This window comes from Streptosporangium canum (assembly GCF_900113865.1).
In the GTDB taxonomy this organism is placed as follows: domain Bacteria; phylum Actinomycetota; class Actinomycetes; order Streptosporangiales; family Streptosporangiaceae; genus Streptosporangium; species Streptosporangium canum.
In genome coordinates this window covers 131,625-153,517 of record NZ_FOQY01000012.1, presented here as the reverse complement: position 1 = coordinate 153,517, position 21,893 = coordinate 131,625, and the positions used below count along the sequence as shown (strand labels likewise).

17 protein-coding genes are annotated in these 21,893 nt (G+C 71.4%); 8 read left to right on the top strand and 9 right to left on the bottom strand.

Annotation, left to right across the window (positions count from 1 at the left end):
• Position 1 precedes the first annotated feature (1 nt).
• Positions 2-1,159, bottom strand: a complete 1,158-nt coding sequence (locus BM085_RS19610; RefSeq protein ID WP_093888489.1) for a thiolase C-terminal domain-containing protein — start codon at positions 1,157-1,159, stop codon at positions 2-4.
• Between the two features lie 213 nt (positions 1,160-1,372).
• On the opposite strand from BM085_RS19610, the gene BM085_RS19605 reads away from it, so the two are divergent.
• The 5 genes from BM085_RS19605 to BM085_RS19585 all read left to right on the top strand — a co-directional run bounded on the left by BM085_RS19605 (position 1,373) and on the right by BM085_RS19585 (position 6,727).
• Positions 1,373-1,996, top strand: coding sequence for a flavin reductase family protein (locus BM085_RS19605; RefSeq protein WP_093888396.1), 624 nt, complete (start codon positions 1,373-1,375; stop codon positions 1,994-1,996).
• Positions 1,993-3,138 (top strand): acyl-CoA dehydrogenase family protein, encoded by a 1,146-nt coding sequence (locus BM085_RS19600; protein WP_093888395.1) that lies wholly within the window; start codon positions 1,993-1,995, stop codon positions 3,136-3,138. Before BM085_RS19605 ends, BM085_RS19600 begins: the two co-directional genes overlap by 4 nt.
• 59 nt (positions 3,139-3,197) lie before the next feature.
• Positions 3,198-3,977, top strand: coding sequence for an SDR family oxidoreductase (locus BM085_RS19595; protein ID WP_093888394.1), 780 nt, complete (start codon positions 3,198-3,200; stop codon positions 3,975-3,977).
• Positions 3,978-4,171: 194 nt separating this feature from the next.
• Positions 4,172-5,287 carry a hypothetical protein gene (locus BM085_RS19590; protein WP_093888393.1) on the top strand — a complete coding sequence of 372 codons (1,116 nt, stop codon included), beginning with the start codon at positions 4,172-4,174 and terminating at the stop codon, positions 5,285-5,287.
• Positions 5,288-5,428: 141 nt separating this feature from the next.
• The gene (locus BM085_RS19585; RefSeq protein WP_093888488.1) at positions 5,429-6,727 is read left to right on the top strand and encodes a DUF2252 domain-containing protein; all 1,299 of its coding nucleotides are present in this window, start codon (positions 5,429-5,431) and stop codon (positions 6,725-6,727) included.
• Positions 6,728-6,730: 3 nt separating this feature from the next.
• Here BM085_RS19585 and BM085_RS19580 read toward each other — a convergent pair whose 3' ends face one another.
• The 6 genes from BM085_RS19580 to BM085_RS19555 form a co-directional block, all read right to left on the bottom strand.
• On the bottom strand, positions 6,731-10,258 hold the full coding sequence (locus tag BM085_RS19580; RefSeq protein ID WP_093888392.1) for a serine/threonine-protein kinase: 3,528 nt from the start codon (positions 10,256-10,258) through the stop codon (positions 6,731-6,733).
• A 126-nt stretch (positions 10,259-10,384) separates the two neighbouring features.
• Positions 10,385-11,347, bottom strand: a complete 963-nt coding sequence (locus BM085_RS19575; protein WP_093888391.1) for an ABC transporter ATP-binding protein — start codon at positions 11,345-11,347, stop codon at positions 10,385-10,387.
• A complete protein-coding gene (locus tag BM085_RS19570) occupies positions 11,344-12,363 on the bottom strand; it encodes an ABC transporter ATP-binding protein (protein WP_093888390.1) in 1,020 nt (339 codons plus the stop codon). Before BM085_RS19570 ends, BM085_RS19575 begins: the two co-directional genes overlap by 4 nt.
• Positions 12,360-13,241, bottom strand: a complete 882-nt coding sequence (locus BM085_RS19565) for an ABC transporter permease (RefSeq protein WP_093888389.1) — start codon at positions 13,239-13,241, stop codon at positions 12,360-12,362. The genes BM085_RS19570 and BM085_RS19565 overlap by 4 nt, the downstream gene beginning before the upstream one ends.
• Positions 13,238-14,302 (bottom strand): ABC transporter permease, encoded by a 1,065-nt coding sequence (locus BM085_RS19560; RefSeq protein WP_093888388.1) that lies wholly within the window; start codon positions 14,300-14,302, stop codon positions 13,238-13,240. Before BM085_RS19560 ends, BM085_RS19565 begins: the two co-directional genes overlap by 4 nt.
• Before the next feature lie 7 nt (positions 14,303-14,309).
• On the bottom strand, positions 14,310-16,163 hold the full coding sequence (locus BM085_RS19555) for an ABC transporter substrate-binding protein (protein WP_093888387.1): 1,854 nt from the start codon (positions 16,161-16,163) through the stop codon (positions 14,310-14,312).
• A 174-nt stretch (positions 16,164-16,337) separates the two neighbouring features.
• On the opposite strand from BM085_RS19555, the gene BM085_RS19550 reads away from it, so the two are divergent.
• Positions 16,338-17,108, top strand: coding sequence for an SDR family oxidoreductase (locus BM085_RS19550; RefSeq protein WP_093888487.1), 771 nt, complete (start codon positions 16,338-16,340; stop codon positions 17,106-17,108).
• Between the two features lie 8 nt (positions 17,109-17,116).
• Here the strand turns inward: BM085_RS19550 and BM085_RS19545 are convergent, their stop codons facing one another.
• Together BM085_RS19545 and BM085_RS19540 are read right to left on the bottom strand one after the other, a co-directional pair.
• Entirely contained in the window at positions 17,117-17,527 is a 411-nt protein-coding gene (locus tag BM085_RS19545) for a DUF2871 domain-containing protein (RefSeq protein WP_093888386.1), read from the bottom strand.
• Entirely contained in the window at positions 17,524-18,021 is a 498-nt protein-coding gene (locus tag BM085_RS19540) for a cupin domain-containing protein (protein ID WP_093888385.1), read from the bottom strand. The genes BM085_RS19545 and BM085_RS19540 overlap by 4 nt, the downstream gene beginning before the upstream one ends.
• A 133-nt stretch (positions 18,022-18,154) precedes the next feature.
• On the opposite strand from BM085_RS19540, the gene BM085_RS19535 reads away from it, so the two are divergent.
• Together BM085_RS19535 and BM085_RS19530 are read left to right on the top strand one after the other, a co-directional pair.
• The gene (locus BM085_RS19535; RefSeq protein ID WP_093888384.1) at positions 18,155-19,063 is read left to right on the top strand and encodes a LysR family transcriptional regulator; all 909 of its coding nucleotides are present in this window, start codon (positions 18,155-18,157) and stop codon (positions 19,061-19,063) included.
• A gap of 260 nt (positions 19,064-19,323) precedes the next feature.
• Complete coding sequence (locus BM085_RS19530) at positions 19,324-21,846, top strand: M14 family zinc carboxypeptidase (protein ID WP_093888383.1); 2,523 nt, start codon at positions 19,324-19,326, stop codon at positions 21,844-21,846.
• Positions 21,847-21,893: the final 47 nt, after the last annotated feature.

Here is a 21,893-nt window from a genome sequence, read left to right as displayed (position 1 = left end):
CTCACCCCTTCCGGAGGATCAGGGCCGAGGTGGCGGGCAGGATGTAGCCGGGCTGGGCGGTGGACAGGGCCACCTCGGCGCCGTCGACCTGCCTGTCACCGGCGTCGCCGCGCAGTTGCGAGACGGCCTCGGCGATGTGGTTGACGCCGTGCACGTATCCCTCGGAGAGGAACCCGCCGTGCGTGTTGACCGGCAGCTCGCCGCCGGGCTCGGTGGCGCCGGAGGCGACGTACGGCCCGCCCTCGCCCTTGGCGCAGAACCCGTAGTCCTCCAGCTGCACGATCACCGAGTAGGTGAAGCAGTCGTAGATCTCGGCCACGTCGATCTCGGCGGGGCCGACGCCCGCCTGCCGGTAGAGGCGGGGGGCCAGCTCGGCCGCGGCGGTCACCGTGGTGTCCGCGCCGCCGCCGGACATGAAGGAGTCACCGCCGCCCCACGCCGCCGCGGAGATCAGCACCGGCGGCCGTCTCAGGTCCCGGGCCCTGTCCGCGCGGGTGATGACGAGCGCGCAGGCCCCGTCGGTCTCCAGGCAGCAGTCGAGCAGCCGGAACGGCTCCGCGATCCACCGGCTGTCGAAGTAGTCGTCCAGGGTGATCGGGGTGCGCATGAGCGCGCGGGGGTTCTTCACCGCGTTGGCCCGCTGCGTGACCGCGAGCCGGCCGAAGTGCTCGGGCCGCGTGCCGTACCTCGCCATGTGGGCGCGGGCGAACATCGCGTACTGCTGCGGCGGCGCGAAGTAGCCGTAGGGCGCCTGGTACTGCACCTCCGGGCCGGCCGGCAGGCCCCGGCCCGTCCCGCCCATCCGGAACTCCGAACGCGCGTTGATCGCCCGGTAGCAGACGACCGTCTCGGCCATCCCCGCCGCGACCGCGAGCGCGGCCTGCCCGACCACCGCGTGCGAGACGCTGCCGCCGCCGAACTGGTCCAGGTACCAGCTCGGCCGGTGGATGCCGAGCGCGGGGCCGACCACCGAGGGGGCGGCGGAGTCGCCGACCCGGTGGGTGGCGATGCCGTCCACGTCGTCGGCGGTCAGGCCGGCGTCCTCCAGGGCGGCCAGGACGGCCTCGCAGGCCAGGGTCAGCGTGCTGACCCCGGAGTTCTTGGACAGCCGCGTGTATCCGACCCCCGCGACAGCCGTACGGTCCCGGAAACCGCGCACGCGCACCCCCTGAATACAAGCAAGCGCTTGGCCAAAGGCTAGGCGGGGCGGGTCCCGGGTGTCAATGGAGCGGGTGATCCGTCACTTTTTCCGGCGCTCCCCTGTCATCCAAGCAAGCGCTTGGTAATATGAAGCGAGACGGTGGGAACCACCGTCCGCCGCCGAACTTCCCTCGGGGGCCGACCTGGCGCGAGCGAGGAGGCGAGTGCGACCATGAGCACCCATGCGGCCCGGCTGCTGGAGCCGGACGGTCACCTGCGCGTCACCCGCGACGGGCACGGCATCATCTCCAACGGAGTCGCCATGCACAGTGGCCTTCCCCAGGGCCTGTCCGACGGATCCGAGAACCACGTCCAGGCCGTGGACGGCAAGTGGTTCCGCTCCGTGCTCGGCCACTTCGCCACCGGCGTCGTCGCCATCACCGCCGTCGACCCCGAAAGCGGCGAGCCATGCGGCCTGGCCGCCAACTCCTTCACCTCGGTCTCGCTGGACCCGCCCCTGGTGGCCTTCTGCGTGGCGCACACCAGCACGAGCTGGCCGCGCCTGCGCGCCGCCAAGACCCAGACCGTCAACGTGCTCGCCGAACACCAGGAGCCGGTCTGCGCCGCGCTCGCGAGCAGGGGCGGCGACAAGTTCGCCGACCTGCACTGGACCGAGTCCCCCGGCGGCAACCCGGTGATCCACGAGGCGCTGGCCTGGATCGACTGCTCGATCGAGGCGGAGCACCCGGCGGGCGACCACGTCATCGTCGTCGCACGGGTCCACCAGCTCGGCGTCCACGGCGACGGCGGTCCGCTGCTGTTCTTCCGGGGCGGCTACGGCCGGTTCCACGCATGACCCTGCGCGAGGAGATCCGCTCCTGGCTGGCCGAGCACCTGAGCGGCGAGTTCTCCGCCGCCCGGGGGCTGGGCGGGCCGGGCCGCGAGCACGAGGGCCACGACATCCGCCTGGCCTGGGAGCGGCGGCTCGGCGAGGCCGGCTGGACGTGCCTGGGCTGGCCCAAGGAGTACGGCGGGCGGGAGGCGACGCTGGAGGACCAGGTCGCCTTCCACGAGGAGTACGCCCGCGCGGCGGCTCCGGCCAGGGTCGGGCACATCGGCGAGGGGCTGATCGGGCCGACCGTCATCGACCACGGCACCGAGGAGCAGCGGCGGCGCTTCCTGCCCCCCATCCGGCGGGGCGAGGAGCTGTGGTGCCAGGGCTACTCCGAACCCGGCGCGGGCTCCGACCTGGCCGGCGTCCAGACCCGCGCGCGCCTCCAGGACGGCGAATGGGTGATCACCGGCCAGAAGGTGTGGACCTCGCTGGCCCACGTGGCCGACTGGTGCTTCGTGATCGCCCGGACCGAGCCCGGCTCGCAACGGCACCGGGGCCTGTCCTACCTCCTGGTCCCGATGGACCAGCCGGGCGTCGAGGTCCGGCCCATCGTCCAGATGACCGGCACCAGCGAGTTCAACGAGGTCTTCTTCGACGGCGCCCGCACCGCCGCCGCCAACGTCCTGGGCCCTCCCGGCGAGGGCTGGCGGGTCGCCATGGCCACCCTCGGCTACGAGCGCGGCGCCTCCACCCTCGGCCAGCAGATCGGCTTCCAGCGGGAGTACGCCATGGTCGTGGAGACCGCGAGACGGACCGGGGCCGCCCAGGACCCGGTGCTGCGCGACCGGCTGGTCCAGTCGTGGCTGGAGCTGCAGATCATGCGGCTGAACGCGCTGCGCACCATGACCTCGCTGTCGGCCGGCGAACCGGGTCCGGAGGTGTCGATCGGCAAGCTCTACTGGTCGGAGTGGCACCGGCGGCTGGGCGAGCTGGCCCAGGCCGTCCAGGGCCGGGAGGGCCTGGTCGCCGACGGCCCGCCGTACGAGCTGAACGACCTGCAGCGGCTCTACCTGTTCAGCCGCGCCGACACCATCTACGCCGGGTCCAGCGAGATCCAGCGCAACATCATCGCCGAGCGCACCCTGGGCCTGCCCAAGGGCTGAGACGGTCATGCCCGCCTGTCCCGCCGCCGCGAGAACGCCGTCGCGAGAATGGAGCCCAGATGGCGACACCTCCCCCCTACCCCCGCGCCCACGGCCTGCTCGACGGGAAGGTCACGCTGGTGACGGCGGCGGCCGGGGCGGGCATCGGCTACGCCGCCGCCCGGCGCTGCGCCGAGGAGGGCGCGACCGTGGTCGTCTCCGACCGGCACGAGCGGCGGCTGGGTGAGGCCGCCGAGGCGCTGGCCGAGCTGACCGGCGTCAAGCCGCTCGCGGTGCCGTGCGACGTGACCTCCGAGACGGAGGTCCAGGCCCTGTTCGAGGCCGTGGAGCAGGCGCACGGGCGGCTGGACGTGGTGGTCAACAACGCCGGCCTGGGCGGTACGGCCAGGCTCGTCGACATGACCGACGAGCAGTGGGACGTGGTGCTCGACGTGACCCTCACCGGCACGATGCGCTGCACCCGGGCCGCCCTGCGGCGGATGATCCCGCAGGGCTCGGGGGTGATCGTCAACAACTCCTCGGTGATCGGCTGGCGGGCCCAGGAGGGCCAGGCCCACTACGCCGCCGCCAAGGCCGGGGTGATGGCCCTGACCAGGTGCGCCGCCGTCGAGGCCGCCCCGCACGGCATCCGGGTCAACGCCGTCGCCCCGTCGCTGGCCATGCACCCCTTCCTGGCCAAGGTCACCAGTGACGAGCTGCTCGCCGAGCTCACCGCCCGCGAGGCCTTCGGCCGGTCGGCGGAGCCGTGGGAGGTGGCCAATGTGATCGTCTTCCTGGCCAGCGAGTACTCCACGTACATGACGGGCGAGGTCGTCTCGGTCTCCAGCCGGCATCCTTAGCGGGTGACCGGCGCCGTGGCGGAGACCCCGGTCGCCGGACCCGCCTCCGGCTCCCCTGCCCGCCGTACCGGCGCCGGGAGCGGTCCCGCCGCACCGCCTCCGACGTGAACAGGTTGATAAATCCTGCGATACGAATCCATAACACCCTCGGTGCTCCCGGAGGCCCGCCGGGAACTGCGTTACAAATTGGCGCTATGACAGACGCCTTCCTCTCCGTCAGCCAGGATGCGATCCGACGTGCCGGCCTGAACGCGAAAGAGGTTCAAACCGACCTGAGCTCCCTCGGCGGCACGGACTTCGCCGGGCTGTCCGCCGGGGCACTGGGAATCATCGGCCTCCCCGCCGTGCTGCGCCACAACCTCGGCCAGGGAGACTTCCACCGCAGGGTCGGCAGGGGGGCGGAGTCGGCGCGGAGCCTCTCCTCGGGGATGCGCGCCACCGCCGAGGGATACGTCACGGCGGAGGACGCCGCCATCCAGGCCCTGCTCGAACGCGCCGGCCGGACGGGCAGGCTCGACGTCTACTCCGACGAGATGAGGCGGCGGCTCCACCCCGACCACCGGCCGGAAGGGCAGTCATGGAAAGGGGGCGCGCTGGTGGTCGGGGGCGTCGCCTCGGCGGGCCTCGCCGTGGGGGCGTCCGGACTGTCGCGGGCGTTCAAAGAGGACATGAAGAGGTGGAGCCCGGGCTCCACCGAGCTGGCCCGCCTGCAGAAGATGAGCGGGCGGACCCACGCGATGCTCAGGGTGGCCTCCACGACGAGCTGGAACGCCGCGATCGCCTGCGTGGTCTGGATGACCGCGATGACCTTCGACGACGACAGCGTCAACCGTGTCATGTCGGCCTGGCGGGACAGGGCCGAGCGGCTCGGCGTCATCTTCGGCGCCGGCGACCCCACGGGCCGGGAGGCCCTCGCCAGGGCCTGGGAAGGGGACGCGAAGAACGCCGCCGACCGCAAGCTCCGCGACTTCGTCACCGCGGGCATCCAGCTCGCCGACCGTGCGGTGGCCAAGGCCCACGGTCTTCAGGAGGCGGTCCGGCATCTCAACCGGGCGCACGACCTCGCCTTCGCGATAGTGGTCAAAGAGGTCTGCCTCATGCTGGCCCTGAGCCTCCTGAAGGCGTTCCATCCGGGGGCGCGGCTCGGGGCCGAGATCACCGGCCGGCGCCTCGCCATGGCGATCGCCTCCGTTCACGGCGTCATCGCCGCCGTCATGGCCTGGAAGATCTTCACGGACGTGGGCGAGGATTTCACCGGCAAGCAGCTGCCGGGGATCGCTCCGCAGGACTTCCCGGTGATCGCCGTGTGACCCGCCGGCCGGTGGCGATGGGGGTTGTGAAGGTCAGGGCACCCCCACGGCCGTCGGACGATCTCTCTTCGTTGGCGCGTTCCACATCCGTGACGTCCCACAGCTGGCGGAATTCCGGTCTTTACCTCTAACGTGCGCATCATGACCACCGATGGGCGCTCGGCGCACATTCTCGACGTCCTGATCACCGAGTTCGGTGACTCCATCAAGCGCGACCCCGCCGCCTTCCGGCGCAAGTTCCGGAAGATGGCGGCCTCGCCGTTCGCCTTCTACCGGGGCAGCGCCAGCCTCTTCTACGCGGACATGACCGGGGCCTTCGCCGACGACGCCTTCCTCGACGGCCAGACGGGCCGGGTGTGGATCCACGGCGACCTGCACGCCGAGAACTTCGGCACCTACATGAACGCCTCGGGCGTGCTGGTCTTCAACGTCAACGACTTCGACGAGGCCTACGTCGGGCCCTACGTCTGGGACCTCAAGCGGTTCGCGGCCAGCGTCGCGCTCATCGGGTACGCCAAGGCCCTGTCGGACGGAGTGATCACCGAGCTGGTGTCCGGGTTCGCCCACGCCTACCTCGCCGAGCTGACCGCCATCTCGGAGGGCGGAGACGACGCGATCGGCTCGCTGACCCTGGAGACCACCACCGGCGTGCTCCACCGGGTGCTCCAGGTGGCCCGGCTGAACACCCGGGTGGCGCTGCTGGACATCGAGACCACGATCGACAACTTCGACCGCAGGTTCGCCGCCATGGACGGCCGCTTCCCGGTGGACGAGGAGACCCGGCACACGGTCGAGGCGGCCTTCCAGGACTACCTGACCACTCTCCCCGCGGTCTCCGAGATCGAGCACAAGATCAAGGACTTCGCGCTCCGCACGGGTGTCGGCATCGGCTCGGCGGGACTGCCCTCCTACAACATGCTGCTGGAGGGCCACACCCAGGCCCTGGAGAACGACGTCATCCTCTACATGAAGCAGGCCCAGGTCCCGGCCGTGGCCCGGCACATCACCGACGAGAAGGTGCACGGCTACTTCAAGCACCAGGGCCACCGCACCGCCGAGTCGCAGCGGGCCCTGCAGGCCTACGCCGACCCCTGGCTCGGCTACACCACGCTGAACGGCGTCGGCCAGCTCGTCGCCGAGGTGTCCCCCTACTCCGCCGACCTGGACTGGGGCGACGTCAACGAGCCGGACGAGCTCGCCTCGGTGATCGGCGACCTCGGCCGGGCCGTGGCCCGCATGCACTCGGTGGCCGACGACGAGTCCAGCCACGACCTGGTCGACTTCTCCACCGAGGACGCGATCGTGGCCGTGATCGACGGCGACGCCGACGGCTTCACCGGCATGCTCGTCGGCTTCGCCCACGCCTACGGCGCGCAGGCCAGGACCGACCACCAGCTCTTCGTCGACCTGTTCCGCAACGGCCGCCTGCCCGGTCTCTGACCGTCACCGCGGGCAGACGTCCCGGTAGGCCAGGGACGGCAGGTAGGCGTGCCACTCGGCCCCGGTCAGCGTCCTGCCCGCGCGGGCACAGACGGCCGAGGCCACCTGGTCGGGGTCGACGGCATGCTCGGCCAGCGTGCCGGTCGCGTCGACGCTGAGCAGCCGCGAGCCGTCGGCGGTGAAGGCCAGTGACTCGATGCGGTCCGTGTGCACGGCGATCGCCTGGCCCAGGCGCTTCCCGGAGTTCACGTCCCACAGCAGCACCTTCTTGTTGTCCACCACGGCCGCGACCACGTCACCACGGGGCGAGTAGGCCAGCAGGAAGACCCCGGCCGTACCCGCGCGGAGCTGCTCGCCCCGGCTGCTCCGCGTGGCCGTGTCCCAGACCGAGAGCCGTCCCGCGTCGACATCGCCGCCGGAGCCGATGCCTGCGCCGACCGCGATGCGGGAACCGTCCTTGCTGAACGCCAGGCCGGCGACCCGGACGTTGGGCCCCGGCGCGCCGTAGGGGCGGCCGGCAGCCTTGCCGGTGGCGACGTCCACCAGCCTGTTCTCGCCGCCGGCGACCCCGAGGGACCTGCCGTCGGGATGGAAGGCGAGGCCGGTCACGGCATCCTGGCGGAGCACCCAGCGCTGTCTGCCACCGGGCAGGTCCCACAGGTGGACGGCGCTGTCCGAGGTCGCGGCGGTCTCCTCCACGGAGGCGGCCAGCGCCGTGCCGTCCGGGCTGAACGCCATCGCGGTCACCCCGCCCTGCCCCTTGGCGGAGACGGTGGCGACCCGCTTGAGGGACGAGGTGTCCCAGATCCCGATGATGGAGCCGCCCCCGCCGCCGCCCTGCCTGCTCACGGCGAGCCTCCGGCCGTCGGGGGTGAAGGCCAGGTGGAAGAAGGAACCCCGGCCGACGTCCAGCGGCGCGCCGACCGGCCTGCGGAGCCGTACGTCCCAGAGCGTGACCCGGTGGGTCCCCTCCTGGCGGGTGGCGAGCAGGCGGCCGTCGGGGCTGAGCACCGCCCCGCCGTCCGCTCCTTTGAGCCGGACGGGTCTGAGCAGGGCGCCGAGGTCGAGGGTGACGACCGTGTTCTCGTCGAGATAGCGGACCGTGCGCCCGTCCGGGTCGAAGGCGAGTGACGGCGTGATCGTGTCGATCTTGCGGACCAGGACGGGGACGAGGTTGAAATCCGACCAGATCGTGATGGAACTGCCGGTATACGAGGCCAGGTGCCGCCCATCGGGGCTGAAGAGCAGCTCACCGCGGCTGCCGTCACTGAGCGTGTCGGCGGCCGTCCCGCCGGTGGCGGTCTCCTTGACCTCGACGGAGCTGCCCTTGGTGACCGCGACGAGCTTCCCGTCGGCGCTGTAGGTGCCGCTGAACGCGCAGGCGTCGCAGACCCTGCCGAGCGAGATCTTCCCCGGGCCGGCGAGGTCCCGGATCTCCATCTCCCGGGCCGGGCTGTCACCCACGATGTGCCGCCCGTCCGGGGCGGTGTCGAGCACGTGGACGGGCGGTCTCCTCCTCTCTCCCGTTCTGAGGTTCCAGATCGTCTGCTCCTCGTCGTGGGTGACGACGAGGAGGTCCTCGGCATGCCCGAACAGGAGGCCGGTCGGGACCGTCTCGATCTCCAGGACGCGCAGGGGCAGGCGCGCACCCCTCACCCTGCCGGTCCGCACGTCCCAGACCCGCACCCCTCCGCCGCCCAGCACGGCGAGGGTCCGTCCGCTCGGGCTGAGCGCGACGGCGCGCACGTTCTTCCCGACGCCGGTGAAACCGCCGGTCTTCCGGCCGGTCCGCATGTCCCACACCCGTACGGAATCCTCGCCGACGCTGACCAGCGTGCGACCGTCGCGGCTGAGCGCCCTGAGGGTCTGGGCGACCGTCGCCGGATCTTGGAAGGCCGCCGTCTCCTGCTGGGTCAGCGAGCCGCTCAGCGCCGCCCTGCCCTCCGGGACCCGCGCGATCCGCCAGGACGCCACGCTGAGCAGCATCGCCTTCACCGGCTCGGTGACCCGCAGGGTGTCGGCGAGCGTCGCGACCCGCCTGGCCTCGGACCGGTCGTGCTGGACCGCGATCGTGGCGCTGCGCTCGTCGGCGACCCCGCTCTGCCGTACGGCGAGCGCCCCCGCGGCCAGCGCGACGACCAGCAGTCCGGCCAGCGCGACGGTCAGCAGGCGGGCCCGCCTGGACCGGCGCCGGGCAAGCGCCGTCCCCTCGTCGAGGAAGTCGCGTTCGGCCGGGCTGAGCACGATGTCGCGGCGCTCGGTGGCGGCCCACCGGACGGCCGCCCGCAGGCTGTGGCCCTGCAGCAGGTCGGCGTCCCTGCGCCCGCGGGTCTCCCAACGCCGCATAGCGGTCCAGACCTCCCGGTGCGCGGCCAGGCCGTCCCGGTTGGCCTCCACCCACGCGCGCAGCCGGGGCCAGGCGTGCAGCAGCGCGATCCTGGTCAGCCAGACCTCCCGGCCGTCACCGGTGATCAGGTAGGCGAACACCTCCAGCAGCCGCCGGGCCCCGTCGGGGAACTCGGCCCGCCCTGCCCGCCGTGCCCGCAGTCCGCCGTCGTCGACGGTGATCAGCCGCAGGAACACCTCGGGGGCCAGTGCCCGCTCCGCGGGGTCGAGCATCGCGTAGGACTCCTCCGCGAGGATGCCCAGCCCCGGGTCGTCGGTGGCCACGTGGACGCGGCCGCCCTCCCGGCTGCCCTCGGCGAGCAGCCGGACCGTGTCCAGCCGTCCGTCGCCGCTGATCAGCGCGAGCAGCAGCTGCCTCGCTGTCGGCCTGGCGGCCGGGTCCTTGTCCAGTGCGGCGCCGACCAGGCCGCGCAGCGAGCCGGGCAGCACGCTCAGGTCGGGATCCGACGACAGCACCCGGTGCATCACCCCGCCCAGGCTCTCCCCCTCGAACGGGTCCTGGCCGGTCGCGGCGAACAGCATGATGCCGCCCCAGGCGAACACGTCCGCCGGGGTGCCGGCCCGCTGCCCGGTGAACACCTCGGGCGCCATGTAGGTCGGCGTGCCCGTCACCAGTCCGGTGGCGGTCAGCGACATCTCCAGCGTGCGGGCCACCCCGAAGTCGATCACCCGGGGACCGTCCGGGCCGAGCAGCACGTTGTCCGGCTTCATGTCCCGGTGGATCACCCCGGCGTCGTGGATCGCGGTCAGCGCGGTGGCGATCGCCGTGCCCAGGCGGTGCAGGTCGTCCCCGGCGAACCTGCGACCGCCGGCGACCGCCTGGCGCAGGCTCATCCCCTCGACGTACTCGCTGACGATGTACGGCCTGTCCCCGTCCAGATCGGCCGTGATCACACCCGCCGTGCAGAACGAGGCCACCCGCTGCGCCGCCGCGGCCTCCTTGCCGAACCGGTCCCGCAGCTCCGGATCGCTCGCCGGGTCCCCGTGCAGCACCTTGACCGCCACCCGGCGGCCGTCCTCGCCGTAGGCCTCGTAGACGACCCCCTGACCGCCCGCGCCGAGCCGGCCGGCCAGCCAGTACTTCCCCAGCCGCTGAGGATCCCCGTCGATCAACGCCGTCGCCACGTCGTCCTCCCCGTCTTGTGATCTTCCCCCTCTTGGATGCGCGGCGTGGCGACAAAGTTGCGATGTGCGGATGAACCGCCCATCGCGCCCGTGGGTCCGGGCGTCGGGACGGAGGTCGGACGACGGTTACCCCTGGCGTACCGCGGCGTAGTGGCAGGCGACCTGGGGGCCGGCCGCGGCGGGAAGCACCGGAAGCCGCTGTGACCTGCACCGGCCGTCGACCCCTGCCTCGGCCGCCGCACCGGCGGCGAGGACCGGACAGCGCGGGTGGAAGCGGCAACCCTGGGGGATCCGGGTCGGGTCCGGCGGCTCACCGCCCAGCACCACGGGCGACGGCGACTCCGGCAGGACCGACAGCAGCGCCCGCGTGTAGGGGTGTGACGGCGACGTCAGGACCTGTTCGACGGGCCCCGACTCGACGATCCTGCCGAGATACATCACCGCGACGCGGTCGGCGATGTTCCAGGCCAGGCCGAGGTCGTGGGTGACGACCAGGGCGGACAGCCCCAGCTCGTCGCGGAGCCGCAGCATCAGGGCGAGGATCTCGCCGCGGACCGAGGCGTCCAGCGAGGCCACCGGCTCGTCGGCGACCAGGACCCGGGGGTCCAGCGCCAGCGCCCCGGCGATGACGACGCGCTGCCGCTGGCCGCCGGACAGCTCGTGGGGGTAGGAGTGGAAGAACCGCTCCGGCGGGCGCAGCCCGGCACGCGACAGCGCCGACGCGACCCGCTCCTCCTCGTCCGGCATGCCGTGGATGCGCGGCCCCTCGGCCACCGCCTCGTAGACGGTGTGGCGGGGGTTGAGCGAACCCGTCGGGTCCTGCAGCACGAGCTGCACCTCGCGGCGGTAGGCCTTCAGCGCGCGCGAGGAGTAGGACAGGGGCGTCCCGCCGTACAGGACCGATCCCGAGGTGGGCCGTTCCAGGCCGAGCAGGGTGCGCGCCAGCGTCGTCTTGCCGCAGCCGGACTCGCCGACCAGCGCGACGATCTCCCCCTCCCCCACCGTGAGGTTCACCCCGTCCACGGCGCGGGCGCGCCGCCCGCGCGAGGCGAACTCCATGTGCAGCTCCCGTGCTTCGAGCAGGGTCATGCGTCCTCCTTCGCCGGTCGCATGACCGAGATGCCGGGGGTTTCGGTCTTCTCCTCCGCCGGCAGGACGTGCACGCAGGCGGCGGTACGGCTCTCGCCCGCGGGCCACAGCTCGACGTCCGCCGACGCGCACGACGGCAGCGACACCGGGCACCGGGGGTGGAAGGAGCAGCCCCCCGGCAGGCGCATCGGGTCGGGCGGGTCGCCGCCCAGCCCCTTCGGCGCCAGCCGGGAGGCGGGGTCCCCGACCGTGGGGAAGGCCGCGGCCAGCGCCCGGCTGTAGGGGTGCCGGGGGGCCTGGAAGACCTCGTGCGAGGGCCCCGACTCGACCACCCGGCCCGCGTACATGACCGCCAGCCGGTCGCACATCGAGGCCAGGACCGACAGGTCGTGAGAGATCATGATCAGGCTGATGCCGTGCTCGGCGATGAGCGAGCGGATCAGCGCGAGCACCTGCGCCTGGATCATCACGTCCAGAGCGGTCGTCGGCTCGTCGGCGATGATCAGGCGTGGCGAGCAGGCCAGGGCCATGGCGATCATCACGCGCTGGCGCTGCCCGCCGGACAGCTCGTGCGGGTGGCTCCGGGCGCGCCAGGCGGGCAGGCCGACCTGCTCCAGCAGCTCCGCCACCTTCCGCCGCGCCGCGGCCGGGGTCGCCAGCCCGTGGACCAGCAGCGGCTCGGCGATCTGGTCCTCGATCCGCCGCACCGGGTTCAGGGCGTGCTGGGCTCCCTGGAAGACCACCGAGGCCGACGCCCACCGCACCGCGCGGAGCCGCCCCCATTTCATCGTGAGGACGTCCTCGCCGTCCAGCAGGATCTCCCCGGTCACCCGCGCGTCCTTGGGGAGCAGCCGCAGCAGGGCCATGGCCAGCGTCGACTTGCCCGACCCCGACTCCCCCGCCACGCCGAGGGCCTGGCCCGCGGCCAGGTCCAGGGAGATCCCCCGCACGGCGGGCACCTCGCCCGCGGCGGCCCGGTAGGTCACCGCGACGTCGCGCAGCTGAAGCAGGCTCATCGGGAGGCCCCCCGCAGGCGTGGGTTGAGTACGGCCTCCAGCGCCCGGCCGCACAGCGTGAACGCCATGACGACCGCGACGATGCACAGGCCGGGCGCGAGGACGTACCACCACGCGCCGGAGGTGGCGGCTCCCCAGTCGTAGGAGCCGCGCAGCATGCCGCCCCACGAGACGCTGCCCGAGTCCGCGCCGAGGAAGGCCAGGGTCGACTCGGCGACGATGGCGCTGGCCACCTGCAGGGTCGTGTTGGCCAGCACCAGCGGGGCGACGTTCGGGAGGACGTGCCTGGTCATGATGTGCCAGTGCCCCGCGCCGAGGGCTCTGGAGCGTTCGATGTACGGCCTGGCCTCGACGGACAGGGTCTGCGCCCTGATCAGCCTCGCCGTGGACGCCCAGGAGGTCACGCCGATCGCCAGGATGATCGTGGAGGTGCCGCCGCCGAGGATGGCCGCGAGCACCAGGGCCAGCACGAGCGACGGCAGGACCAGGAACCAGTCGGTGATCCGCATGAGCACGGCCGACGCCCAGCCGCGGAAGTGCCCCGCCGCGATGCCCATCACCGTGCCGATGGTCATGCTGAGCAGGGCCGACATGAAGCCGATCAGCAGGGAGACGCGCGAGCCCCACAGGACCATCAGCAGGACGGAGCGGCCCGACTCGTCGGTGCCCATCGGGAAGTCCAGGCTCGGGGGGGACATCTTGGCGCCCGTCGCCTTGGTGACGTCCATGCCGGCCGGGTCGGTGATCAGCGGGGTGAGGAGGGCCAGGACGACGGCCGCGACGAGGATCGCCGCGCCGTACAGTCCGGCCCGCTGCCGGCGGTACTCCCGCCGGAAGCGCGAGAACGCCGCCCTGCGGCGGGTCCGGGTGACGCTCACGCCGACCTCACTCTCGGGTCCAGGACGTGGTAGGCCACGTCGGCCAGCGTGTTCATGACGATCACCGCGGTGCACACGACCATGAACGTCCCCTGCATGACCGCGAAGTCGGGGCCCTTGATCGCCTCGTAGAACAGCAGGCCGAGGCCCGGCCAGGAGTAGACGGTCTCCACCGACACCGCCCCTCCCACCACGAACCCGATGTGGATGAAGACCAGCGTGACGGTCGGCAGGAGCGCGTTGGGCACGGCGTGACGCCGCCGCACCTCGTCGTCGCGCAATCCCTTCGCCCTGGCGGTGGTCACGTAGTCCTGGCCGATCTCGTCGAGCAGCGAGGAGCGCATGACCAGCAGGTACTGCGCGTAGACCACGGCGACCAGGGTGAGGCACGGCAGCACCAGGTGGTGGGCGACGTGGAGGAGGTACATCGGCCCGCCGGGCGCGTCGACGTCCTCCATGCCCCGGGTGGGGAAGATCCCCGGTATGGGCCCCACCCCGGCGGCGAAGACCATCAGGAGCAGCAGCCCCAGCCAGAAGGTCGGCACCGACCACAGGACGAGCGACAGGCCGGTGGAGAAGCGGTCGAACCGGCTGCCGTGGTTCCACGCCGCCCTCGTGCCCTGCCACAGGCCCAGGCTGACCGCGATGACCAGCCCGGTGCCCACGAGCACCAGGGTGGGGCCCACCCGGTCGGCGATGAGCTCGGTGACCGGGCGCTTGTACTCGTAGGAGGTGCCGAGGTCCAGCCGGAGGGTCCGCGTCACGAAGTCGAGGAACTGCTGCGTCAGGGGTTTGTCGAGCCCCATCTGGCGGCGGAGCAGGTCGAGCTGCTCGGGGCTGAGCGGCACGTCGCGCGTGTAGGCGATCGCGGGGTCACCCGGGATCAGCCGGAACAGGAAGAACGTCGCGACGATGACCATGCCGATGCTGAGCGCGGCCCCGCCGATCTTCGCCAGCGCGTAGCGCAGCACCGGCCGGCGGGCGCCGCGCCCCTTCCCCGGGCCCGCCGCCGGGTCGGCGGCGGGCCCGGGGTCGAGGAGGGTGTCGGGAGGGACTGTCATCGGGACGTCACTCGCGTTCGTCCGCTACGGAGCGACGCCGCCGGACCAGGAGGAACCCGCCCGCGCCGACGAGCACCACGGCCACGGCGACGCCCACGGCGAGGCCGGTGCCGGAGCCGCCGCCGGTCGAGCCGGCCGGGGCCGCCACCGCGTCCAGGGAGTAGAAGGGCCAGTAGCCGCTTCCGCCGTACAGGATGCCCTTGTCCTCGGGGATCGGGGTGATGCTGGTGATGCGGTCCTTGCGGTAGCCCTCAAGGTTGTTCGGGTAGTAGACGGCGATGACCGGGGCGTCGGTGTAGAGGCGCTTCTGCATCAGCTTGATGATCTCGGCGCGCTTGGGCCGGTCGAGCTCGCTCAGCTGCTCCTGGTAGAGCTTCTCGTACTCCGGGTCGCAGTAGAACGACTCGGTGCCGCCGCCCTCGCCGCTCGCCGTGGGCCTGCGGCTGCACAGGTGGGTGGCCAGGACCTCCTCGGGGTCGGGGTTGACCGACCAGCCGCTGATCGCGATGTCGAACAGGCCGGTGAAGCCGGTCTCCTCGGTGAACTTGTTGGCGTCGAGCTTCCTGGTCGAGAGCGGGATGCCGATCTCCTTGAACCAGCCGGTCAGGAACTGCGCGATCTTGTCCTCGACGGGCGTGTCCGTGTGGATGCTGAAGCGCATCTCCAGCTTGCGCTTGCCGTCGGGCGTCGTCCGGACGCCGTCGGCGCCCTTCTTGTAGCCGGCCTCGTCGAGGATCTCGTTGGCCTTGGCGATGTCGTGGGTGACGAGGTCGTCGCCCTCGGCCTTCCAGAAGAACTCCTGGTACATCGGCGGGACGATCGACCCGTCGGCCGGCACGGCCAGACCGCTCTGCACCTGGTCGGCCAGGGCCTTCTTGTCGATCGCGTAGTGGATGGCCTGCCGTACCTTCGGGTCCTTCAGCGCGGGGTGCCCGTCGCCGACCGGCTTGTTGTCGATCGTCTGCGCGCCGTGGTTGAGCTGCAGGTAGACGGCCCTGCGGCCCTGGGTGTTCCACTGCACGATGTTCGGGTCGCCCGCCAGGGCCTCGAACTGGGGAGCGGCCAGCCGGCCGATCAGGTCGATCTCGCCCTTCTTCAGGCCCGCGTTGGCGGCCTCGGGGTTCTCGTAGAACAGGACGTGCAGCTCGTCGATCTTGGGGGCGCCGCGCCAGTAGCCGGGGTTGGCCTTCAGCTTGACGTAGGTGTCCTTCTTGTATTCGGCCACGATGAACGGGCCGGCGCCGACGGCCGGAGACGTGTCGTTCTCGAACTTGCCGATGTCGCCGACGGCCTCCCAGACGTGCTTGGGCACGATCGGGATGGGGTTCTCCAGCATCGAGGCCTGCGGCTTCCTGGTCTTGATGACCAGGGTCCGGTCGTCGGTCGCCGTGACGCTCTCGAAGTTCTCCACCGCCGGGCCGTTGGCCTGCTTGGCCGCGTCGACGGTCATGACCGTGTTGAAGGTCCACGCCGCGTCCTGCGCGGTGACGGGCTTGCCGTCCGACCACTTGGCGTTGGCGCGGATCTTGAAGGTCCAGGTCAGCTTGTCGTCCGACGTCTCCCACGACTCGGCGAGGTCGGGGCTGGGCTGCAGGGTCTTGGGGTCGGGGACGGTGAGGAACCCGTACATCCAGCGGTGGATCGACGAGGAGATTATCCGGACCGCCAGGAACGGGTTCATCGAGTCGACGGCCTGGGTCACGCCCAGCCGCACGGTCTTCTTCCCCGGTTCGGGCGCCTGTCTGGCCAGTGCCTGCGTCCCCGGTTCGGGCGCCTTTCCGGCCAGTGCCTGCGTCGCCGGGAGTATCGCCAGCAGCAGCGTCAGTCCAAGCGCGGCCAGCCGCGCGCCCATTCTCGTCATGGTGGTGCCCCATCTTCGAGCCGGTGAACCGTTGTAGATGAAGGCACACCATAGAGACGGGGCATGTCAACGAGTGATGGAAGATTGTTTCATTCTCGTTTCTTTACATGACATTATTTTTCAACCAACCGCTCGGTATGGACGGGTCGCCGGAGGTGCGGCATGCTGCGGAACATGACTCTGTTCTCGGTGGAAGGCAAGACCGTCGTCGTCACCGGCGGATCGCGCGGGATCGGCCGGATGATCGCGGCCGGGTTCGTGGCGGCCGGGGCGACGGTCTACATCTCCTCGCGCAAGGCCGCCGAGGTCGGCAAGACCGCGGCCGAGCTGGGATGCGTGGCCGTGCCGGCCGACCTGTCGACCGAGGAGGGCGTCTGCGCGCTCGTCGACGCCGTCACCGCGCGGGAGTCACGGCTGGACGTGCTGGTCAACAACGCCGGAGCGACCTGGGGCGCACCGCTGGAGGACTATCCCGGGCACGCCTTCGACAAGCTCTGGGGGATCAACGTCAAGGGCGTGTTCCACCTGACCCAGCGGTTCCTGCCGCTGCTGCGCGCCGCCGCGAGCCCCGGCGACCCGGCCAGAGTGATCAACATCGGGTCGATCGACGGGATCCGGGTGCCCTCCATGGAGAACTACGCCTACTCGGCCGCCAAGGCCGCCGTGCACATGCTCACCCGGCACCTGTCCCAGCGGCTGGCCCGGGAGTCGATCACGGTCAACGCCATCGCGCCGGGCCCGTTCGAGTCGAAGATGATGGCCTTCGCGCTCGACGACCCGGCCACCCGCTCGGCGATCGAGTCCCACGTGCCGCTGGGCCGGATCGGCACTCCGGAGGACATGGCGGGAACCGCGATCTTCCTGTCGTCACGGGCCGGCGCCTACGTGACCGGGGCGATCATCCCGGTGGACGGCGGCATCTCCGCCCACGGGACGACGTCCTAGGGTCCCGGTCAGCCGGTCTTGGCCGGGAGCCGCTTGCCCAGGTCGGTGAACAGCAGGATCAGGCCGACGGTCAGCAGGATGTGGCCGAGTCCGGCGATACCGGAGATCACTGGACTCGTCTGGACGCCGAGCACGGTCTGGGTGCCGTGGACGGTCATCATGAGCACGGTCAGCGCCAGGCCCGCGTTGTAGACCCAGAAGAACCAGGTGAAGAGCTTGCCGGCGGTCAGGGTGAAGGTCTTTTCCAGCATCAGCACGATGAGGAAGAACAACATCCCGAGCGTGAGCAGGTGCGTGTGCACGACCCCGAGCTGAGTGTCGCCGGTGAAGTCGTTCAGTTTGGTGATCTCGCGGTAGTACAGGCCGCTGACCACACCGACGATCATGTAGATGTGGGCCGTGTGAAGGATCTTCCTCATGCCGAAGGACGGTCCTTCCAGGCGGCGCTGTCCCGGAAGTAGGTGTCGTAGAGCTCCTGGACCTCCAGCAGGCTCTCCGGCGGCACCTTGCCGTAGGCGACGCGCTCCAGGTGGCGGAAGTATTCGAACCGCTCGACGCCGGGGGTGATGACGATGAGGATGTCGGCGTCCTCACCCGGGGCGGCCGCGAAGGCGTGCGCCAGGCCGGGCGGCACGATGACCAGGTCGCCGCGTTCGGCGGTGACGACCTGGTCGCCGGACAGCAGCTGGGCGGTGCCCTCCAGCAGGTAGAACAGCTCCGCCGAGCCCGCGTGGTGGTGCGGCTTGGCGCCGTCGGCGCCGTTGAGCAGGGTGACCCGCTGCGCGGACAGAGCGCCGCCGGTGGAGCCGCTGTCGGCCAGCAGCCGGATGGTGGTCGGGGCCCGGCCGATCACTTCGGCCTCGGCGGAGCGGACGATCACGGACTCGTCGAAGTCCGGAACGATCAGGGACATCTGCGGTTTCCTTACAAAGCAAGCCGAAAAGGTGTTTTCAGGCAGCCCCCAGCGTCGGGCATCACCCTGATCGGGATCAATGCCAGATCAGGTAGCGTTCCGTAACCTGGCACTTAACGAAATATGGGCGTTCATGGAGTTTCGGGACATCGAGATCTTCCTGACTTTGGCCGAGGAGCTGCACTTCGGCCGGACCGCCGAGCGGTTGCACGTGTCCTCGGCGCGGGTCAGCCAGTCGATCAAAAGACAGGAGCGACGCATCGGCGCCGCCCTGTTCGACCGCACCAGCCGTACGGTGACCCTGACCCCGATCGGCTGCCGGCTACGCGACGACCTCCGGCAGGGATACGACCTGATCCAGGCCGGCCTCGCCCGCGCGACCGCCTCGGGCCTCGGAGCGAGTGGGACACTCCGGCTGGGTGTCATGGGCGCGCTGGGGAACGAACTGCGCCCGGTGATCGACGCGTTCCGCGCCCGCCATCTCAACTGCGACGTCCAGCTCCAGGAGTTCCATTTCGCCGACGCCTTCACCCCCCTGCGCGAAAATGCCGTCGACATGCAACTGATGTGGTCGCCCGTCCGCGAACCCGGCATGACTGTCGGCCCCGTCACACTGACCGAGGGCCGCGTGCTCGCGATCGCGGCCGACCATCCGATGGCCGTCAAGGAGGCGGCCTCGATGGAGGACTTCGGCGACCACCCCACCATCGCTCCCGCGGCAGGGCCGCCGGACTACTGGATCGAGGCCATGGCGCCCGCTCACACGCCGAGCGGACGCCCCGTACCTCGCGGTCCCGCCGCCAAGACCTTTCACGAGGTTCTCGCCCTCGTCGCCTCCGGGCAGGGCATGTGCCCGCTCAACGCGCATGTGGCGCGCTACTACACCCACCCCGGCATCGTCCTGCTGCCGATCCTGGACGCCCCGCTGACCGAATGGGTACTCGTCTGGCGCACCGGGGCGGAGAGCCCGCTCATTCGCGCCTTCGCCCGAGCAGCGCGCCAGATCGGCCCTCGTCCCATCAACGATCACAGCCCTGACTGAGCCGATCCACGGAACAGGCTTCCGGCGGAACGCCCCCGCCGCTGTCAGCGCGTCATCGCGCCCAATGGTCGGCATCACCAGGCCGGCTCGGCCGACGGTTCGCGCCAGGTCACATTGTCGATCACCCCGTTCTCCGGGGACCCTCATCAGGCGGCCATGACCCTGCTGACCTCTGCGCTGTGCCCTTGAAGCCTCACCCGTAACACAAGTGTAAAATTTCATATCTTGTTGTCATTCGTCCCAGATGACAGCGTGATCACATGGTGAACCGCCTCAAGGTGATCGCACCGGCCGTCATGGCCGTCGCCATCGCCCTTCCCGCCGGGGCCGCTCAGGCGGAGCCCGCCCCGGTCACATCCCCCACCACCACCTGCGACGCCACCCGGACCACCCCCGTCTACCACGGCAAGGTGCCCACGCCCAAGAGCGTGCTCGGCTTCGACCTCGGCGAACGCGAGGTCACCACGGCGGAGTCCGACACCCTGCTGACCGCGATCGACCGGGCCAGCGACCGGGTCACCTCCGGCACGCTGGCCACCAGCGCCGAGGGACGCGCGCTGAAGTACGCGATCGTCGGCACCCCGCGCAACATCCGCAACCTGCGCGCGATCGAGACCTCGATCAAACTGCTGCGCGACCCGCTCACCCCCGCCCCCGCGGCCAGGGCCCTCGCCAGGAACACGCCCGCGATCCTCTGGGTCGCCGGAAACGTGCACGGCGGAGAGGAGAGCGGCACCGACGCCGCCCTCAAGACCCTCTACGACCTGGCCGGACGGGACGACTGCGCGGCCGGCCGCATCCTGGACAACGCCGTCGTGGTGATCCTGCCGACGCAGAACCCCGACGGCCGCGAGGCCGACACCCGGCGCAACGCCTACGCCTTCGACATGAACCGCGACTGGTTCGCCCGCACCCAGCCGGAGACCGACGGCAAGATCGAGCTCATGCGGAAGTATCCGCCGCAGCTCTTCATCGACGCCCACGAGATGGGCGGCACCGAATACTTCTTCCCGCCGAACGCCGACCCGATCTACCACGACATCGCCGAGCCGGCCGTCGACTGGATCAACAACACCTACGGCGCCGCGATGATCGGCGAGTTCACCCGGCGCGGGATCCCGTTCTTCAACCGCGACGTCTACGACATGTTCTACATGGGCTACGGCGACACGGTCCCGACGACCGGCTTCAACGCGGCGGGCATGACCTTCGAGAAGGGCAACGCCTCGCCGATCGCCGCCCGGACCTTCGAGCAGTGGCTCACCCAGTGGGTCTCCCTGTCGGCGGCGGCGGCCAGGAAGACCGAGATCCTCACCACCTGGCACGGCATGTACGCCGACGCACTGAAGCAGGGCCTCGAAGGCCGGCTGGAGCCGAACCAGGTCTACAACCCGGGCAACGAGGTCATCACCCAGGTGCCCGACCGCAGGGTGCGCCACTACTTCCTGCGCGCCGACGACCCGGCCAAGAAGGCCGAGACCGACCTCGTCGTCCGTCGCCTGCAGCGCATGGACGTCCAGGTGTACAAACTGGCCAGGCCGCTGACGGTCAAGGACTTCAAGGCGTACGGCAGGCCCGAGGCGCGCACCACCCTGCCCCGGGGCACCTACTGGATCCCGCTGGCCCAGGGCCAGAAGCACTGGATCCAGGGCATGCTGAACGAGGACACCTACACCCCGTTCCCCTACTTCTACGACGTGACCGCCTGGAGCCTGCCGCTGCTGGGCAACGTCTCCGGCGGCTCCTCCGGCCAGGTGCTGCTGCCCGCCGCCACCCCGGTCCGGCCGGTGGACGCCCCCTCGACCCGGCTCACCACCCCGCGCAGGGTCGGCGTGCTGCAGATGGCGAGCGCTGCGCAGAACGCCGGCGAGTCCAGCGGCTGGCTCCGCCACCGCCTGGACCGCGACTGGAAGCTGCCCTACCAGGTGCTCGTCCCGGCCGACGTCGCCGCGGGCAAGCTCGGCGACGTCGACGTGCTGCTGGTGCCGGACGGCCCGGCCAACGCGGCCGCGACCGCCCTCGGTGAGGCGGGCCGCACCGCGCTGAAGGACTGGGTCGGCCGGGGCGGCCGGTACGTCGGCTGGTCGGGCGGCGCCCAGCTCGCCGCGCTGGCGGGAGTCTCCGGCGTGACGCTGGCCGAGCCCTCCTCCGACGTGCCCGGCTCGCTCCTGCGGACCACCGTGGCCGGAGGGCCGCTGAGCGAGGGCGTCGGGTCGAGCGTCATGCAGTTCTACGCCTACGACCTGGTGATGCGGGCCGCCGACCCCGCGCACGTGGTGGCGTCCTACCCGGCGGCGGACTCGCCCGACTGGTTCCTGTCCGGCTTCGCGCTGGGCGCCGGGGAGCTCGGCGGGACGGCGGCCGTGGTGGACGAGCCGGTGGGCAGCGGCCACGCGGTGCTGTTCGCCGCGGAGCCGAACTTCCGCGCCTTCACCGACGGCACGGCGAAGATCGTCGCCAACGCGATCACCGCCGACCTGCCCGCCACCCGGGCGCGGGCGCTCGTCCCCGCGCCCGACGCCTCCCGTGCCGCGGCGGCCATCCCGGACCGGGAGTCGCCGATCCGCCTCACGGTCCCCGCCGCCGACGGGGACAAGGTCCGCACGGCCCTGAACGGCTTCGGGGCCACCTGGGCCGAGCAGGCCGCCACCGGCGGCGCGGTCCGGTTCACGGTCGCCAACCCCGGCGGCCTCGGCCTGCACGAGCACCCCTGGGCGGGCAGGCTCCCGGGCGCGCTGCGCACCGCCGGAGTGTCCCCGCTCGCGGTCGTCCTGCCGCAGTGACCGGCGCGGCGTGCGCCCTGGAAACGGGGCGCACGCCGTACCGATGC

Bases quoted from the DNA above. Each gene is read 5' to 3' on its own strand.
- BM085_RS19605 (WP_093888396.1), top strand. From the start codon at position 1,373: ATGAGCACCCATGCGGCCCGGCTGCTGGAGCCGGACGGTCACCTGCGC.
- BM085_RS19600 (WP_093888395.1), top strand. From the start codon at position 1,993: ATGACCCTGCGCGAGGAGATCCGCTCCTGGCTGGCCGAGCACCTGAGC.
- BM085_RS19595 (WP_093888394.1), top strand. From the start codon at position 3,198: ATGGCGACACCTCCCCCCTACCCCCGCGCCCACGGCCTGCTCGACGGG.
- BM085_RS19590 (WP_093888393.1), top strand. From the start codon at position 4,172: ATGACAGACGCCTTCCTCTCCGTCAGCCAGGATGCGATCCGACGTGCC.
- BM085_RS19585 (WP_093888488.1), top strand. From the start codon at position 5,429: ATGACCACCGATGGGCGCTCGGCGCACATTCTCGACGTCCTGATCACC.
- BM085_RS19575 (WP_093888391.1), bottom strand. From the start codon at position 11,347: ATGACCCTGCTCGAAGCACGGGAGCTGCACATGGAGTTCGCCTCGCGC.
- BM085_RS19570 (WP_093888390.1), bottom strand. From the start codon at position 12,363: ATGAGCCTGCTTCAGCTGCGCGACGTCGCGGTGACCTACCGGGCCGCC.
- BM085_RS19560 (WP_093888388.1), bottom strand. From the start codon at position 14,302: ATGACAGTCCCTCCCGACACCCTCCTCGACCCCGGGCCCGCCGCCGAC.
- BM085_RS19555 (WP_093888387.1), bottom strand. From the start codon at position 16,163: ATGACGAGAATGGGCGCGCGGCTGGCCGCGCTTGGACTGACGCTGCTG.
- BM085_RS19550 (WP_093888487.1), top strand. From the start codon at position 16,338: ATGACTCTGTTCTCGGTGGAAGGCAAGACCGTCGTCGTCACCGGCGGA.
- BM085_RS19545 (WP_093888386.1), bottom strand. From the start codon at position 17,527: ATGAGGAAGATCCTTCACACGGCCCACATCTACATGATCGTCGGTGTG.
- BM085_RS19540 (WP_093888385.1), bottom strand. From the start codon at position 18,021: ATGTCCCTGATCGTTCCGGACTTCGACGAGTCCGTGATCGTCCGCTCC.
- BM085_RS19535 (WP_093888384.1), top strand. From the start codon at position 18,155: ATGGAGTTTCGGGACATCGAGATCTTCCTGACTTTGGCCGAGGAGCTG.
- BM085_RS19530 (WP_093888383.1), top strand. From the start codon at position 19,324: ATGGTGAACCGCCTCAAGGTGATCGCACCGGCCGTCATGGCCGTCGCC.